This is a genomic window from Spirosoma fluviale (assembly GCF_900230225.1).
Lineage (GTDB): Bacteria > Bacteroidota > Bacteroidia > Cytophagales > Spirosomataceae > Spirosoma > Spirosoma fluviale.
In genome coordinates, this window is record NZ_OCNH01000006.1 from 146,318 (window position 1) to 163,548 (window position 17,231).

General features: G+C 52.8%; 11 protein-coding genes. 7 read left to right on the forward strand and 4 right to left on the reverse strand.

Annotation, left to right across the window (positions count from 1 at the left end; translation table 11 throughout):
• Positions 1-67: 67 nt before the first annotated feature.
• A complete protein-coding gene (locus CRO74_RS25555; RefSeq protein ID WP_097130190.1) occupies positions 68-724 on the forward strand; it encodes a transposase in 657 nt (218 codons plus the stop codon).
• 14 nt (positions 725-738) lie between these two features.
• A complete protein-coding gene (locus tag CRO74_RS25560) occupies positions 739-1,893 on the forward strand; it encodes an acyltransferase family protein (RefSeq protein WP_097130192.1) in 1,155 nt (384 codons plus the stop codon).
• Between the two features lie 87 nt (positions 1,894-1,980).
• Here the strand turns inward: CRO74_RS25560 and CRO74_RS25565 are convergent, their stop codons facing one another.
• The 4 genes from CRO74_RS25565 to nirB form a co-directional block, all read right to left on the reverse strand.
• Complete coding sequence (locus tag CRO74_RS25565) at positions 1,981-2,652, reverse strand: response regulator transcription factor (RefSeq protein WP_097130194.1); 672 nt, start codon at positions 2,650-2,652, stop codon at positions 1,981-1,983.
• A gap of 2 nt (positions 2,653-2,654) precedes the next feature.
• Positions 2,655-4,139, reverse strand: coding sequence for an ATP-binding protein (locus CRO74_RS25570; RefSeq protein ID WP_097130196.1), 1,485 nt, complete (start codon positions 4,137-4,139; stop codon positions 2,655-2,657).
• Between the two features lie 18 nt (positions 4,140-4,157).
• Positions 4,158-4,511, reverse strand: coding sequence for a nitrite reductase small subunit NirD (nirD, locus tag CRO74_RS25575; protein WP_097130552.1), 354 nt, complete (start codon positions 4,509-4,511; stop codon positions 4,158-4,160).
• Between the two features lie 145 nt (positions 4,512-4,656).
• Positions 4,657-7,170, reverse strand: coding sequence for a nitrite reductase large subunit NirB (nirB, locus tag CRO74_RS25580; protein ID WP_097130197.1), 2,514 nt, complete (start codon positions 7,168-7,170; stop codon positions 4,657-4,659).
• 279 nt (positions 7,171-7,449) lie between these two features.
• Between nirB and cobA the strand changes: the two genes are divergently transcribed.
• The 5 genes from cobA (at position 7,450) to CRO74_RS25605 (ending at position 17,026) form a co-directional block, all read left to right on the forward strand.
• Complete coding sequence (cobA, locus tag CRO74_RS25585; protein ID WP_097130199.1) at positions 7,450-8,208, forward strand: uroporphyrinogen-III C-methyltransferase; 759 nt, start codon at positions 7,450-7,452, stop codon at positions 8,206-8,208.
• Positions 8,209-8,659: 451 nt separating this feature from the next.
• The gene (locus CRO74_RS25590) at positions 8,660-10,183 is read left to right on the forward strand and encodes an alginate export family protein (RefSeq protein ID WP_394341922.1); all 1,524 of its coding nucleotides are present in this window, start codon (positions 8,660-8,662) and stop codon (positions 10,181-10,183) included.
• 211 nt (positions 10,184-10,394) lie between these two features.
• Positions 10,395-11,690 carry an MFS transporter gene (locus CRO74_RS25595; RefSeq protein ID WP_097130200.1) on the forward strand — a complete coding sequence of 432 codons (1,296 nt, stop codon included), beginning with the start codon at positions 10,395-10,397 and terminating at the stop codon, positions 11,688-11,690.
• A gap of 117 nt (positions 11,691-11,807) precedes the next feature.
• Positions 11,808-15,476, forward strand: a complete 3,669-nt coding sequence (locus CRO74_RS25600; RefSeq protein WP_097130202.1) for a nitrate reductase — start codon at positions 11,808-11,810, stop codon at positions 15,474-15,476.
• 77 nt (positions 15,477-15,553) lie between these two features.
• Complete coding sequence (locus CRO74_RS25605) at positions 15,554-17,026, forward strand: rubredoxin domain-containing protein (protein WP_097130203.1); 1,473 nt, start codon at positions 15,554-15,556, stop codon at positions 17,024-17,026.
• The last annotated feature ends 205 nt before the right edge of the window (positions 17,027-17,231 follow it).

Here is a 17,231-nt window from a genome sequence, read left to right on the forward strand (position 1 = left end):
CCCGTGGGTACGTTTGCTGTTACTTATCTTTCCTATTCCGTCAGAGTCAGGAACAAATTTTTGCCTGATGAAGATAGAATATGCACGTAACCTGCCCCATCTTCAATACGTTGGGGCTACTTTTTTTATCACCTTTTGCTTAAAAGGGTCGCTGCCGGCGGCTGTAGTACAGGAGTTAATCGCAGAACGAGATCGAGCCATCAAGTTACTAAAGGAGAAAAATGCAGAGGGATTTAGCGAGGAAGTTTATAAAGAGCACAAACGGTATTTTGCCCGTATCGAACGGACGCTGGATGCTTGCCAATACGGCCCTGACTGGCTTAAGCAGCCATCGGTCGCCGAACTAGTCGCCAGGCGAATTCGGGAGGCTAATGGCGCTGGTTATGAGCTGCTGGCCTATTGCATTATGTCAAATCATGTACATCTGGTCGTGAATACGGCCAATCAACTGGATACGTTACAACCTGACGAGGAGGTCACATCAGCTAATTATCGTCAGGTATACCAAACCTTGAAAGTAATTAAGGGTGGTTCGGCATTTGAGGCTAACCGCTTGCTGGATCGAAAGGGCGCGTTCTGGCAGTCGGAAAGTTATGACCATTACGTCCGCGATTCTGGTGAACTGAAACGCATTTTGAACTACACTGTGCAAAATCCTGTCAAAGCTGGTTTGGTGATGGATTGGCAGGATTGGCCGTTTACGTATCTTAGCGAACGAGTTTGATTGGATGGTTTTGTATGGAAGCGAAAGAATATATAGTAGAGAATAAACACGGGCTAAAGCTCGTGGGTACATCCCGCCTGCTCTCCCTCGACTTTTTTCGGGGGCTGACGGTGGCCGCTATGATCCTGGTCAATAATCCCGGCGACTGGGGGCATATCTACGCGCCCCTCGAACACGCGCCCTGGCATGGCTGGACACCTACCGATCTGATTTTCCCGTTCTTCCTGTTCATCGTTGGCGTCTCGATTACGTTTGCGCTGGAGGGAGGCAAGGATAAAAAGGGTGTTGTCGGGAAGATTGTGAAGCGAAGTATGACGCTGTTTTTGCTGGGCCTGTTTCTGAATTTCTTCCCGAAATTCGACATTACCCTCGTGCGGATTCCGGGCGTTTTGCAGCGGATTGCCATCGTTTACCTCGTTTGCTCGCTCATTTTCCTGAAAACAACGTCCCGGCAGCAGCTGTACATTCTCGTCAGCGTACTGATTGGCTATTGGTTGCTCCTGACGGTGGTGCCAGTACCGGGTGTGGGCTATGCTAACCTCGAACCCGCCACCAATTTGGCCGCCTGGTTCGATTACTCTATCCTGACGCCAGCGCACGTTTACAAACCCGCCAAAACCTGGGACCCAGAGGGGCTCTTAAGCACATTGCCTGCTGTGGGTACGGGAGTTATCGGTATGTTGGTCGGAACGTGGCTGCGTAGTAGCCGACCCGCAGCTGATAAAGTTGCCTGGCTGTTCGCCAGCGGCTGTTTGGCCACGCTGGGCGGGTTAATCTGGGATGGAGTCTTCCCGATTAATAAAGCGCTTTGGACCAGTTCCTACGTGCTGCTTGCCGGTGGGCTGGCTATGCTCGGGCTTGCCTTGTGCTACTGGTTGATTGATGTACAGAACTACCGGCGGGGGGTATTGCCGTTTGTGGCCTTTGGCGTCAATGCCATTACCGTGTTCTTCCTTTCGGGATTAATTCCCCGAGTCATGAACCTGATTCATGTCAACCAGCCCGACGGTACTGAACTCGGGTCGAAGGAATACCTCTACCGAAGTTTCATTGCGCCACCGTTCGCCGATCCTAAAAATGCCTCGCTGGCCGGTGCGTTGACGTTCGTGCTGATCTGGTTTGGGATCTTGTGGTGGATGTATAAAAAGGATGTGATTATTAAGGTGTGATCTGGAACCAGGATTTTTATGATTATTTTGATTTACATGATTTTTTGGGCAATCATACAAATCAAAATAATCATAAAAATCCTGGTTCTACCTTTTTTCTTCCAGTGCCAGCCGAATCAGATCGGCTGTGTTTTTGACGCCCGCTTTGCGGATAATGCTGGCACGCTGGTTAGCTACTGTGTTGGGACTGATGCCAAACTTTTCCGCAATTTCGGGGCTGCTCATGCCATCGATCAGGCAGGTTAACACCTGTCCTTCGCGGGACGTAATTCGATTCCAGACAGAGTTGGATACGCTCGCGCTGGACCTGGCGGGTTCCTTAATGAGACGGGCATTTGGTAGAACAAGGCTTCGGATAATGACCGAAGAGGCATTGGGAGGATAATATAAATCGCCATCGACAACCGTCCGGACGGCCCGCAGAATTTCTTCCAGACCGGTGTCTTTCAATAGATAGCCAGCCGCTCCATGCTGTACTGCTTTGACAATGTAATCCGGGTTGTTGTGCATACTGAACATCAACGTCCGAACGGCCGGGTACCTTTTTGAAATTACTTTCAGTGCTTCAATGCCCGACATGCGGGGCATAGTTATGTCTAACAGCAGAACATCGGTGCTGATGCTGGCCAGCAGATCGATGGCTTCGTCGCCGTCCGAGGCTTCGCCTACAATCTGAATATCGTTTTCGTCCTCCAGCAGCATTCGGATTCCTTTTCTCACTACAGAATGGTCATCGGCAATAAGAATTCGTATCGGCATAACTAGTTCGGGTTATCAGATAAGTTAACACTTACGCGCACTTTCGTTCCTTTCTTGAGCTTTGATGTAATACTGAATTCCCCATTGAGTAAACGGGTTCGGGTACGCATATTCTGAAGGCCATTGATCACCGGTAAGGCGTTGTCGTCTTTTGGCGAGGGTTGCATTGCAAAGCCTTTGCCGTCGTCTTCAATTGCCAGCACAAGCTTTTGCGTATTCCGTTGCAAGATAATTTTAATAGTTTGTGCTTCCGCATATTTCACAGCATTGTGCAACGCTTCCTGGGCAATACGATACATACCGATCTCCATAGCCGGACTTAATCGTTTTGTATCGGTTTGGCCGCTGAAGATAACCGAAATGCCCGTTGATCGGGTCGTTTGTTCGGCCAGCAGCTGAAGGGTCGACCCCAGACCAAAGTCGCTGAGGGTCGAGGGCATCAGGTTATAAGATACCTGCCGGGTGGTTTGAATGGTGTCGGCAATTAAATCGCACAGTTCGGCGAACCGCTGTCGTTGCTTTTCGTCGGCAAATGAAGTGGATTTTAGCTTTTCGGCGTGGAGTTTCAGCCCGGTGAGCATCTGTCCGATGCCGTCGTGAAGTTCGCGAGCAAAGCGCCGTCGTTCTTCTTCCTGCCCTTCCAGCAGTGCCGCCGACCGGACGTTTTCTTCGGCCAGTTGAAGCTGGTATTTTTCTTCGGTAGTCCGGAGGAGTTCTTTCTGGGTTTCGACCAGTTTTTGATTTGTATGTGCCAGGTTCTGGTTGGTAGCTTCCAGCTCGTGGTTGGCGATTTCCATGTGGCTGTTGGCCATCTGTAACGCTTTCTCAGACCGAGCCAGCCGCCGAATCACATTTTTGGTATGATTGACAACGGGTCTGAAAATAAATAAGCCTTCAATCAGAAGCGTTAATAAGGTGGCTAAGGTTAGCAGCCATTCGATGCGCTCGAGGGAGCGGACCCGTTCGAAACTTTCCGTATCTACCTGAAAGACAATGGCGTTCATCTGTTGCAGGTAAGAAAACTCATCCCGGAGAATAGTCTGAAGGGCGTTTTTCTTTTCTGCCGGTGTTGTCTGTAGATTGTTTATCTGCGAGAACCCTTTGTAAATAGATTGAAAAACGGGCTCAATGTGGGTGAACATACTATCGAGCTGCCTGCTCTTCCGAACCGTATACACCTTTTCCATAGTCAATCTGCCGTTTCGCAGTTGATTATGGCTTTGGCTCCATGAGTTTAGCAGGGAGTCAAACGAAACCGAATCGGCAGTAGCAAGGCCTTCGGTTCGTAACAACGCCAGCTTGGTCAGTCGCTGGCTCAGCATTCGTTGCCGACCGGTTACATTCACCACCCGGCTGTCGTCGTCATGATTGCTAATCGTACGCTTGATAAACAGTAGCCCGCTTACCGACAATACGGCAATAACCGTGAGGGCTATTATGTAAAACCGGGTCAATCGGCGGGCTACCTGTTCGTCGAGTTGAGTCATGAAACGTTGGAGGGAGGATTATACGCCAATATACACCATATCGTCTACTACTTTGATAGGGAATGTGGCAATCTTATAACCATCGTCATTGAGACATTCGCCGGATTGAAGCGAGAACGTCTTTTTGTGAAACGGGCAGGCAACTTTCGGCTCGTCGCCCTGGCTACCGATCATGCCCCTTGACAAAGCCATTTGCTGTCGGTGGGGGCATTCATTCTCCGTTGCGTACCATTCTCCCCGCCGGGTAAAGTTGAATATAGCGATCTGACGGCCTCCCAGTAGCACACACGCGCCACCATTTTCGGGAATATGGCTCGTTGGGCAAGCCAGTTGCCAGGTAATTTCGTCTTTATGAATTGTGAGTGTTTCCATGTCGATTGATTTGGAGCTGGCGCGAGCATAGGCTCGTGCCATTTATTTCGTCAGCATTCGCTGACGCATGCAGAGCTAGGCAATTAACGTCAGCGAATGCTGACGAAATAAAGGCACGGGTTCAAACCCGCGCCAGCCTCGTCAGTTAAACCCACTCCTTCGCCCGCTTCTGATCGCGCAGGGCGTCGAACTGAATGGTTGGGTCTTTCTGCTCGGGGGCGTTGACGAAGTGGGCAAAACGAGCGCGGAGGGCCGGATTTTCGACGGCTTCTTTCCACTCGCACTTGAAGGTGTCGACCAGTAGCTGCATTTCCCGTTCCAGCTCATCGGCAAGTTGAAGTACATCGTCCACGACCACCGCTCGGAGGTAATTCATGCCGCCGTCCATCTTGTTGAGCCAGGTAGCGGTGCGGGTGAGGGGATCGGCGGTTTTGATGTAGAACATCAGAAACCGGTCGATGTATCGGATGCAGGTTTCCTTGTCTACGTCCGATGCCAGTAGCTGGGCGTGCTGGGGCTTGGAGCCGCCGTTGCCGCCGATGTACAGATTCCAGCCTTTCTCGGTGGCGATGATGCCGAAGTCTTTGCTCTGCGCTTCGGCGCATTCGCGAATGCAACCCGACACGCCCGACTTTAGCTTATGTGGCGACCGAATGCCTTTGTAGCGTTCCTCAACTTCAATGGCAAACGAAACGGAATCCTGCACGCCAAACCGGCACCAGGTGCTGCCCACGCAGCTTTTCACTGTTCGCAGAGATTTGCCGTAGGCATGACCACTTTCAAAACCGGCGGCTATCAGCTCTTCCCAGATTACGGGTAAGTCGCCAACGTGAGCACCGAACAGATCAATCCGTTGACCACCCGTAATTTTGGTATACAGACCGTATTTCTTAGCGACCTGCCCAATCACGATCAGCTTATCGGGCGTGATTTCGCCACCCGGAATTCGGGGCACAACCGAATACGTGCCGCCTTTCTGGATATTCGCCAGAAACCGGTCGTTGGAGTCCTGTATGGTCGCCCGGCCTTTTTCCAGAATATTCTCATTCCAGAGACTCGCCAGAATGGAGGCCACTGCCGGTTTACACACCTCGCAGCCGTCGCCTTTGCCAACTTTATCCACTACAGCGTCGAAGGTTTTCAGGCTGTTGATTTTCACCAGATCCAGCAATTCCTGGCGGGTGAAGTCGAAGTGTTCGCAAAGGATGTTGCGAACGTAAACGCCTTTTTGCTTCAGCACACCCTGGATAATATCTTTCACCATGGGCGTACAGCCTCCGCAGCCGGTACAGGCTTTGGTTGCCTTCTTGAGCGCATCGACGGTCGTGTGGCCGTTCTCGCCAATCTCGTGGCAGAGCATGGCTTTCGTTACCGCTTCGCAGGAGCAAATCAGCGCATCATCGGGCAGGCTCATGACGCCTGCGCCTGCTTCTTCACCCCCTCGTGAGCCCAGAATCAGGTCTTCAGGATCGGGCGGGAGAATGGTCTTATTCTTACAGGTTTGCAGGAGCATGTTGTACTGTTCGGCATCGCCTACCAGAATACCGCCCAGCAACTCCTTGCCATCGGCCGATATATTGATCCGTTTGTAAACCCCTTTCGCCTTGTTCTCGTAGACGATGGTTTTACAGTCCGACGCAAACGGGTCGCCGAACGAGCCTACGTCCGTACCAATCAGCTTAAGCTTTGTGGACATATCGTAGGGCTTGAATTCCTTTTCCTCGCCGATCAGGCGCGACGCTACCACCTCGGCCATTTCGTAGCCGGGGGCCACCAGCCCGTAAATCATGTGATGCGCCACGGCACATTCGCCAATGGCAAAAATTGAGGGATCGGAGGTTTGCAGAAAGTTATCGACCAGGATGCCACCACGCGGGTGCGTTTCGATCCCCGAGGCTTTGGCCAGTTCATCGCGCGGACGAATACCAGCCGAAATAACCAGCATATCGACATCTATACGCGACCCATCGGCAAACAACATGCCGGTAATGGCATCGTCGCCGGTGATCTCCTGCGTGCTTTTCGACAGATGTATTTTTAGACCGAGCGATTCGAGTTGACGCTGTAAAACACCCGAACCCGCGTCGTCGATCTGCCGGGGCATCAGGCGGGGGGCAAACTCCACTACGTGGGCTTCATCCAGCCCCAGGTCGAGCAGAGCTTTGGCCGCTTCGAGACCTAATAAACCACCACCCAAAACGGCCCCTTTCCGGGCTTTACGGGCATAGGACTGAATGAGGTCGAGGTCTTCGATGGTCCGGTAAACAAAGACCCCATCTTTTTCGACACCTGCCACGGGTGGCACAAACGCACCGGAGCCGGTAGCTAGTATAAGGTAGTCATAAGGCACTACAACGCCATGGTGTGATCGGACTTCTTTTCGCTCCCGGTCGATATCGATGACCGGATCGGTGAGGTAGAGCGTGATACCGTTATCGGCGTACCAGCTCTGGGGGGCAAGCGTCAGATCGTTGGCGGTTTTGCCATCGAAATAGGCGCTTAAATGAACCCGATCGTAAGCTACACGCGGCTCTTCCCCAAAAACCGTCAGTGTAAATCGCTGGTCATTTTTTTCTTTGGCTACTAATTTCTCGCAGAATTTGTAGCCCACCATGCCGTTGCCAATGACGACGACACGCCTGTTTTTGTTTGTGTTCATAGTTATTGTTAACTATAACATTGTGAAAACCCCGTTTTATTATTGTACTTATTCAAGAAAATAGCCCTTCTCCTCCCCAGAAGGACTAGTCAAAAGTAAGAGGTGTTTTTCGTAAATCCTAATGTATTATTCTGTTATATGGTTATTATTAAACATATTTTTTCGAAAAAGTCTTGTTTTTACGAATATCATCTCTACTTTTGAACCATAATTAACAATAGGGGAAAAGTACCACTAATAGTACATTATCACTATTTAACCCATAAACGGTAAAGTCAGATGAAGCCAAAGCTTACACTCGTGGGGGCGGGTCCCGGCGACGGCGAATTGATCACCTTAAAAGGGATCAGGGCGCTTCGGCAAGCAGACGTTGTTTTATACGACGATCTTGCCAACCACACTTTACTGGAGTTTGCACCCGAGCAGGCTCTGAAAATTTATGTGGGGAAACGGGCCGGTCAGACATCTTTCACCCAGGAAGAAATCAATGAGTTGATCGTCCGGTTTGCTCAGGAACACGGGCATGTGGTTCGGCTTAAGGGGGGCGACCCGTACGTGTTCGGACGTGGATTTGAAGAGTGTGCGTATGCCCGGCAATATGGGATTGAGTGCGAGGTAGTACCGGGTGTGTCGAGTTGTATAGCGGTTCCGGCTTCGCAGGGTATTCCGGTAACGAGCCGGGGCGTAAGTGAAAGTTTTTGGGTCATTACGGGCACCACGCGCCGGGGCGAACTATCCGACGATCTGCAACTTGCCGCCCAGTCGAAAGCAACCATTGTGGTGCTGATGGGTATGAGTAAGTTAACGGAGATATGCACGCTGTTTAGTGAAGCCGGACGCGGTCACCTGCCTATGGCAATCGTGCAGAACGGCACACGCGCTGATGAACAGTGCGTAATTGGTCAGGTCTGGAATATGCCGCAACTGGCAGCAGAGCAGGGCGTGGGGGCGCCCGCTGTGCTGGTCATCGGCGAAGTCGTTGCGCTGCATCCGTCGTATCTGGCGGAATCCATGCGAAACTTCTCCATGGCCTGGTAACGATGCACAGTGTATTCTGTTTTTGGTGAGCTATCTGATTCCGCAGTCACCGTAACCTATAAGGCCAAAAACAGACTACAAAAAAAGCCGATCCGGTGTGGGGGCACCTTTGGATCGGCTAAAACGGGATTTGTCTATGCGAAAAACACAAACGCTTCAAAGAAAATGAAAAAAAACAGGTAAAGCAAATCAGCGTCTTCCGCTACAGGCCATATCCCTGGTCATTGGTTAATAGTGATTGGTTAATTAGTTAATAGGTCTACTATATCTCTATTGCAGAGTACTGATCAGCCAGTCAACCAATTACAAATAACTACGCCTTTAGGTCTACCACTACAGTCTGTTCTACACATCCTTGCCCAATCTGGGTCAAGTCCACTCACTGTTGTCTCTACCATTCATCTTCTACGTAAACTGGCTCTCTATTTCGATGAAAAATATACATAAGGTAATGTTTCTGGCCTGTTTTATTCTGCTGGCATTACAACCCGAATCATTCGCACAGTTCTCGCTCGTGGGGCAACTGCGCACCCGCACCGAGCTTCGGAATGGTCTGGGGAACCTCGCTCCCAAAAATGCATCGGCTGCTTTTTTTACTTCGCAGCGCACCCGCCTGACGTTCGGCTACAAATGGGATCGCGTACAGTTTCAGACATCCATTCAGGATGTTCGCGTGTGGGGGCAGGATGCGGCCACCATCAATAACATTGACGGTAACCGCCTGATGGTACACGAAGCCTGGGCCGAAGTAACCCTGGCCAACAGCGCCGACACCACTATTAAATTCAGACCCATTCAGAACCTGTCGCTTAAAATTGGCCGTCAGGAGCTTGTATACGACGATGTTCGTCTATTAGGCAACCTCGACTGGCTCCAGCAGGGACGCCGTTTTGATGCTGCTCTGTTGAAAGGACAACACAAAGGGTGGGCGCTCGACCTCGGCGTTGGCTTTAACCAGAACACGGATGCCTTCGGTACCGTGGGCGACAATTACACACCGGGCAACGTAGCAACTTCGACCCTGTCGAACAAAAACGTGTCGCTGACCATTCCAGCCGGGTTTATTCCAACTGCCGGAAGAGGTGGCGCACCGGTACTCGCCACGCCACTGAGTACCAACGGCCAGAATCAGCAGTTCAAGTCGTTTCAGATGGCGTACCTGACGCGGAAGTTCAACCAGACAAAATTCTCGGCCCTGTTCTTTAAAGACGATTTCCAGAAGTACCGCGCCGACTCGCTTGGCAACGCTACGGCAGGTTACGTATATGGGAGACGTTATGACGTGGCCGGGACAAATTCACGCTTAACCTACGGCGCTATGCTGGTCGGTCAGTTGGGTGCCGGCTCCCCAAAATCCAGTAAAGTACAATGGCAAGCGTTTGCTTACGGACAGAGTGGTAAAGACCGCGATGGCCTGAGCATTAAAGGCGCTTACCACTACGGCGGTAATGTCATGTTTCAGAAAGGTCTGCTGAGTGTTGGACCTGGTTATGAAGTGCTGTCGGGCAACAACGCCACTACAATTCAGGCGGGGCAAACGAGCCGCTTCGATCCGCTGTATGGCACGCCACACCGGCACTGGGGCTATATGGACTACTTCTACGTAGGCACCGGCTCGCCAGCGGGTGGTTTACAGGACGCTTTCCTGAAGTTCAAATACGCCAGCACCCGCCTGACCACCACCTTCGATATTCACTACTTCGCCCTGGCGGCATCGACGTACAACAAGATGGCCGACGCCCCTACCGGTGCCCTGTTATCATCTAAACTGGGTATGGAATATGACTTCGTGGCAAACTACGCGCTCAACAAGTTCACCAACCTGGAATTCGGCTATTCAGTCATGAATGGCACCAACAGCCTCGAATATTCGAAGCAGGGCACCATGAACGAGAAGAATCACATCGGCACCTGGTCGTACCTGATGATCAACATCCGCCCCGACTTTCTGGCGGCAAAGCCAGCCACGAAATAGTAGTGCAGGTGTGCTGTGGTGTCGGATCCTGGAGCGCCAGCCCGGTCAGACCGGACACAAATTGCTGACGCGAGCGTGTCGGGTTTGAGAACCCGACACCACAACAGACACTACAACGGTGGGACCAATACCCCGATACTACTTTTCTCTGTGCGCTTTGCGTCTCTGTGGTTAAACTCTTTTTGAATACATACTCCTTATCTATAAACTCATGCAAACGAACAAACCGCTCGAATCGCTCAATGTATTCCGTTTCAAAGGGGTGCAGATGCAGACTTTCCACATTACGTGGCTCACTTTCTTTGTCTGTTTCTTCGGCTGGTTTGGGCTGGCTCCGCTGATGCCCGCCATCCGGGCTGATCTTGGGCTGACCAAACCGGAAGTTGGCAATACCATCATTGCGGCCGTATCGGCAACTATTCTGGCCCGTCTGGTGATCGGTCGCCTGTGCGATACCTGGGGGCCACGTAAAACCTATACGGCTCTGCTCGTATTAGGTGCCTGGCCGGTTATGTTCGTTGGGTTGGCGCATGATTATACCACCTTTTTGTTATTCCGGCTGGCGATTGGCGTTATTGGTGCATCGTTCGTGATCACGCAGTTTCATACGTCGATGATGTTTGCGCCCAAAATCAAGGGCACGGCCAATGCCGTAGCCGGTGGCTGGGGAAACCTTGGCGGGGGTATTACCCAGTTGGCGATGCCCGTCATTATGGCAACCATCGTCGGTTTCGGCTACACCAAGCCCGAAGCGTGGCGGCTGGCCATGATTGTACCGGGCGTCATGATGCTCATTATGGCATTCATTTACTACCGTTTTACAAAAGACACACCGGCAGGTAACTATAGTGATATAGAAAGGTCAATTGCCACAGGCGAGAAGGTAAGTTTTTGGACGGCCTGCGCCGATGTCCGTGTGTGGGCGCTGGCACTGGCTTATGCCTGCTGCTTCGGTATGGAAATCACCTTCGATGGCGTGGCCGCGCTTTATTTCTTCGATAATTTCAAGCTGGCCGAAACCGAAGCCGGTTTCTGGGCCATGCTCTTTGGCGGGATGAACATTTTTGCCCGTGCCCTCGGCGGTATCGTCGCGGATAAAGTCGGGAACAAATACGGTATGCGGGGTAAGGGCATTTTACTGGCTGGGTTGCTGGTATTGGAAGGGGCCGGTATAATGCTTTTCGCCCAGGCGGGTAGCTTGCCGCTGGCTATCATTTCGATGATTACGTTCGCCTTGTTCTTGAAAATGTCCAACGGGAGTACCTATGCCATTGTTCCTTTCGTAAACCCGAAAGCGGTGGGCGTTATTTCCGGTGTGGTGGGAGCGGGCGGCAACCTCGGCGGTATGCTGATGGCGTTTCTGTTCAAATCCCAATCCATCAGTTACGGACAGGCGTTTCTGTACATCGGATGCATCGTAGGGGCCATTGGCTTACTATTATTCCTGGTAAATTTCAGCAAAGAGACCGTTGTCGAACCCGTCGAAGCGGAATTGCAAACAGCTTGATAGGAACGCGGATGAAACGGATTGAACGGATCAGGACGGATTAACACCTATTTTTTATCCGTTTTTATCCGTTCAATCCGTTTCATCCGCGTTCCCACCATTTATCGAAGATAAATCATGACTCATCAAACGACCTGTTGCTATTGTGGTGTTGGCTGTGGAATTGTCGTCAAACAGGAACCGACCGGACGATTGACCGTCGAGGGCGATAAGCAGCACCCATCGAACAAGGGCATGCTGTGCTCGAAGGGCATGAATCTGCATTATACCGTCATGGACCAGTCGGACCGGCTGCTGTATCCGCAAATGCGGCTCAATCGGAATATGCCCATGCAACGGGTGAGCTGGGATGCCGCGCTGGAGCGGACAGCCGCTGTGTTCAAAACGTTTATCAAGAAATATGGTCCTGATTCCGTCGCGTTTTATGTGTCGGGGCAGTGCCTTACCGAAGAATATTACCTGGTCAATAAACTCATCAAAGGGTTTATTGGCTCGAATAACATCGATACCAACTCGCGCCTGTGCATGAGTTCGGCGGTGGTGGGCTACAAACTGTCGCTGGGCGAAGATTCGGTGCCGGTTTGTTACGACGATATCGAAGAAGCCGATGTGTTTCTGGTGCAGGGCGCTAACCCCGCCTGGTGCCATCCCGTCCTCTGGCGTCGGGTTGAAGCGCACAAAGCGGCCAATCCGAATGTCAAAATCATCTGCGTTGACCCGCGTAAAACGGATACCGCCCGCTCGTCGGATCTGCACCTGCCCATCCGGCCCGGCACCGACATTGTGCTGAACAACGCCATCGGCCGGTTGCTGATCGAGAATGGCGACATTGACGTAGATTTCATCACCAACCACGCCGACGGCTTTGCCGCCTATAGCGAGCAGGTCATGCAGCGCACCATCGACGAAGCCTCTGACATCTGCGGGGTTCCGGCTACGGATATTCAGAAAGCGGCTGACTGGATTGGTCGCTCGAAAGGATTTCTGTCGCTCTGGACGATGGGTTTGAACCAGTCGGTCATTGGTGTCAACAAGAATCTGGCGCTGATCAACCTGCACCTGATTACGGGGCGGATTGGCACACCCGGCAATGGGCCTTTCTCACTCACGGGCCAGCCTAACGCCATGGGTGGCCGCGAAACGGGTGGCCTTGCCAATGTGCTGCCCGCCCACCGCGACGTAACCAACGCCACCCACCGCGCCGAAGTCGAAGCGTTCTGGAACAGCCCAGTCAAGATTGCGTCGAAACCCGGCCTGACCGCTACGGAAATGTTCGAAGCCTTGGCAGACGACCGCTTGAAAGCCATCTGGATCATCAACACCAATCCGCTGGTGAGTATGCCCGATGTGAATGCTGCCGAGAAAGCGTTAAAAAATGCTCGTTTCGTGGTCGTTCAGGACGTGTCGAACCGGGCCGATACGGTGCAGTTTGCCGATGTGGTGCTGCCCGCAGCCGCTTGGCTCGAAAAAGAGGGCACCATGACCAACGCCGAACGCCGGATCGCCTACTTGCCCAAAGTCATCGACGCCCCCGGCGAAGCCCTGCCCGATTCCGAGATCATCTGGCGTTTTGCCCAAAAAATGGGTTTCGTCGACGCCTTCGCTTACCCAAACACCTCCGCCGTTTACGACGAATACGCCCAACTCACCGCTGGCACCAACGTCGACATTACGGGTGTCAACTATGACCTGCTCAAAGAAAAACGCACCGTCCAGTGGCCGTATAGGAAGGGAGAAAGGAGGAAGGAGGAAAGGGAAGAGAGGAGTAAAAGGGGCGAGTCACCCCTCCCCTTTGTTCAAGGTGGTCCGGCATTCCGGGAGGGGCCGGGGGTGGGGTCAAACTCCACCGGTACCAAACGCTTATTCACTGACCACAAATTTTATACGCCGAACGGCCGGGCGCAGATACACGCCGTGCCCGACGAAAATACCTCCGAACTCACTGATGCTGACTTTCCGCTTATCTTAACCACGGGTCGTATCCGCGACCAGTGGCACACCATGACAAAAACGGGCCGTGTTGCCAAGTTGAATCAGCATAGTCCGCAACCCTTTTTGCAGATTCACCCCGACGATGCCAACGCGCGCGGCATTGAAGACGGCCAACTGGTTGAAGTTCGTGGACGCCGGGGCGAGGTACGGGTGAAGGCCCAACTGACCGATGATGTGCGGCCGGGACTGTGCTTTTTGCCGATGCACTGGGGAAAGGTGCTGGCCGGTAAGCCGGGCGAGAGCAACCTGAACCGCGCCAACAACCTGACCAACGCACTTGTCGACCCGCGCTCCAAAGAGCCGGACTTCAAGTTCACAGCGGTGGAGGTGGTGCCGTTCAGCAAGCCGGTCGAGAAAATTGTCATTATCGGTGCCGGTTCGGCTGGGCTAGGGTTTATCAACGCCTACCGTGCCCTGAAATCGGGGCGGGTCGAAAGCCCGGAAACACCCGTCAACGATGAACTGCATATTTTCTCGAAAGAGATTTACCCGTTCTACAATCGCGTGCTGCTGCCCGACTACATCAGTGGGGCGCAGTCGTGGGAGCAGTTGGTCAAGCTTCGGGAAGACCAGTTTGCCGAAGCCCGCATTATTGTCCACAAAGGCGTTGGCATTGCCCATATCGACCGGAAAGCGAAAGTGGTGGTCGATACCAATGGCGTTGAACATACGTATGATAAACTCCTGCTCGGCACGGGCAGCAATGCGTTTATGCCGAAAGGGATTCCCCGTTTGCCGGGGATTTTCAACATGCGGTCGCGGCTCGACGCCGATTCGCTGATGCCGTTCCTCAACCGTCCAGCCGATGGCTCGGAGCCTCACACGGTCATTGTGGGTGGTGGCTTACTCGGTCTGGAACTGGCGGCATCGTTACGGCAGATCAACGTTCGGGTGACGGTCATTCAGCGAGTGGGTCGGTTCATGGAACGCCAGCTCGACCCGCTGGCCAGCGAATTGCTTTACCTCGAACTTCTCGACCGGGGCATCGATGTCTACTTCAACGAAGAAGTGCAGACGTTCATCGGCACCGATAAAGTGGAAGGCATTCAATTGAAATCGGGAAAGAAACTTACCTGTCAGGTGGTCGTTATGGCTATTGGCACCGTACCTAATATCGAACTCGCTCGCGAAGCCGGACTGACCTGCAACCGGGGCGTGGTTGTAAACGATTACCTGCAAACCTCCGACCCCGACATTTTTGCGGCCGGTGAAGTGGCGCAGTGGAACGGTCAGATGTGGGGCATCACCCTGGCCGCCGAGCAACAGGCCGAAGCAGCCGCCCGCTTCATCGCGGGCGATGTGTCGCAGCCCTACAAAGGCAGTCTGTCCATCAGCATTCTGAAAATGGAAGGGCTTCACTTGTGCAGTATGGGCCTGACGGAAGTGCCGCCCAACGCCGGGCCGGAGTTCGAAGAGATCGTCTTCATCGACAAATCGAAGCGGTACTATAAGAAGTGCATCGTTCAGGGCGACAAGCTGGTCGGGGCGATTCTCGTTGGCGACAAGAACGAGTTTGCCGAGTTTCGCGAACTGATCGCCAACGGCACCGAACTCTCCGAAAAGCGACTCCAGCTCCTGCGGGCCAGCAAACAGGTTGACCCGGTGGAAGGCAAGCTGGTATGTTCCTGCAACACCGTCGGGCAGGGGAATCTGGAGCGAGCCATCCAGGCCGGTTGCACCGATTTTCAGCAACTGTGCCAGAAGACAGGCGCCGGAACGGGCTGCGGCTCGTGCAGACCGGAGGTACGGAGTATTCTGGAGAAGATGAAGGAAGCCATTCTGGTTAATGAATAATGGAAAATGTATAACGTAGAAAACGCAAGGCTGAGCTTTCATTATTCATTAAACATTATTCAGTTTTCATTCAAAAAATGCGCGATTACTATACCTTAAAAGTCAACATGCCCGCCGGGATTGTTTCGCCGGGAGCGCTGCAAACGGTGTTGCGGCTGGCCTACGAAGCGAAGGTTCGGAAGGTCCGTTTTGGTGCCCGTCAGCAGTTGCTCATGACGGTGCATTACGAAGACATGCGGTTTCTGGAAAAAGACTTGAAACAACATCAGATTTCGTACGAGCTGAACACGGAGCAGTACCCGAATATCATCAGCTCGTATTGTGGCGAAGATGTGTTTCGGACGGGGGCGTGGCTGCGGGAAAGCGAGTACCATACGGTGCTGGACCAGTTCGATTACCAGCCCCGGCTGAAAATCAACCTGTCGGATTCCAACCAGAGTTTTACGCCGTTCTTTACGGGAAATCTCAATTTTATTGCCTCCCCCGAACCGCATTTCTGGTACTTGTACGTCCGCCCGAAACAGAGCAACAACCTGTTCCGCTGGCCCGAGTTAATCTACACCAACGACATTGGCCGGGTAGCCAAAGCTGTTGAAGAGACTTTGCTGGCGCAGGATTTTCAGGGGGAAGACGCGTTGTATAAAGCCGTTACGGCCAATCAGCACTTTATTACGCAACCGGCCACCCACGAAGTAGAACTGCCCGAGTTTTCGTTGCCGTATTACGAAGGTTTTAACCGCTACGGCGAGCGGTCGTGGCTGGGGCTCTACCGCCGGGATGAGCAGTTTACCATTGCTTTTTTACTCGATGTGTGCGCCTTGTGTTTGAAGACCCGCGTCGGCGAAATCTGCGCTACACCCTGGAAATCGCTCATTATTAAAGGGATCGAAGCGAAAGACCGGGCGGCCTGGTCGCAGGTGTTGGGCAAGCATAACATAAACGTGCGCCATGCCGCCAATGAACTGGCCTGGCAAACGGAAGATCATACCGACGAAGGCACCGAGCTGAAGCATTACGTCATTCGGAATTTTGAGAAGAACGACACGCGCACGTTTGGGCTTTGTTTCGGGGTGCAGACCCGCGCTAAATCGGAAGTGTTTGGCTCCGTGCTGATCCGGAAGCGGCCACTGCTCCAACTTGGGCAACTGTCGTTGTTCAGCGTATATGATTTGTATTATACGGAAAACTTCAACCCTAATAGCCGGACGTACCATGTTTTTGAGAAAGGGCTGTTTCGCATGCATGTTCCGAATCAACTCAATCGGTTGTGCCGAAAATTCAACGCTAGCCGGTCGCAGGATCGGGCCGAAACGGCATGGGTTGAAACCGAAAAGCCGGAGCCTTCGCCAGGTGTCGAGGCTACCGTACACCAGTGTCCACATTGCTTCACTGTCTATGATGAGCAGTATGGTGATGCCCGGCATGGCGATGCCCGGCGCAACATCCCGGCGGGTACGCCATTCAGCCAGCTACCCACTAACTACACTTGCTCCACCTGCGACGCCCCGAAGCAGGAGATGACACCCGTGCAACTAATAGCGGTGCCGTAACAACCCCGACGGGGTTGACTGTAGATAACCCCGGACTGCGTCCGGGGCAAAGCCAGTAGGTAATCGCTGCTCCAACCCCGACGGGGTTGACTATGGATGACCCCGGACTGCGTCCGGGGCAGATGGCAGGTGTGCTCCGGGGGCAGGCGGTGGACTAGAGTAGGTATTGCGGTGTGTCGTATGGCGGTGCTGTCTGCCGAGGGCT

Coding starts and splice junctions, on each gene's coding strand:
- CRO74_RS25555 (WP_097130190.1), top strand. CDS start 68: ATGAAGATAGAATATGCACGTAACCTGCCCCATCTTCAATACGTTGGG.
- CRO74_RS25560 (WP_097130192.1), top strand. CDS start 739: ATGGAAGCGAAAGAATATATAGTAGAGAATAAACACGGGCTAAAGCTC.
- CRO74_RS25565 (WP_097130194.1), bottom strand. CDS start 2,652: ATGCCGATACGAATTCTTATTGCCGATGACCATTCTGTAGTGAGAAAA.
- CRO74_RS25570 (WP_097130196.1), bottom strand. CDS start 4,139: ATGACTCAACTCGACGAACAGGTAGCCCGCCGATTGACCCGGTTTTAC.
- nirD (WP_097130552.1), bottom strand. CDS start 4,511: ATGGAAACACTCACAATTCATAAAGACGAAATTACCTGGCAACTGGCT.
- nirB (WP_097130197.1), bottom strand. CDS start 7,170: ATGAACACAAACAAAAACAGGCGTGTCGTCGTCATTGGCAACGGCATG.
- cobA (WP_097130199.1), top strand. CDS start 7,450: ATGAAGCCAAAGCTTACACTCGTGGGGGCGGGTCCCGGCGACGGCGAA.
- CRO74_RS25590 (WP_394341922.1), top strand. CDS start 8,660: ATGTTTCTGGCCTGTTTTATTCTGCTGGCATTACAACCCGAATCATTC.
- CRO74_RS25595 (WP_097130200.1), top strand. CDS start 10,395: ATGCAAACGAACAAACCGCTCGAATCGCTCAATGTATTCCGTTTCAAA.
- CRO74_RS25600 (WP_097130202.1), top strand. CDS start 11,808: ATGACTCATCAAACGACCTGTTGCTATTGTGGTGTTGGCTGTGGAATT.
- CRO74_RS25605 (WP_097130203.1), top strand. CDS start 15,554: ATGCGCGATTACTATACCTTAAAAGTCAACATGCCCGCCGGGATTGTT.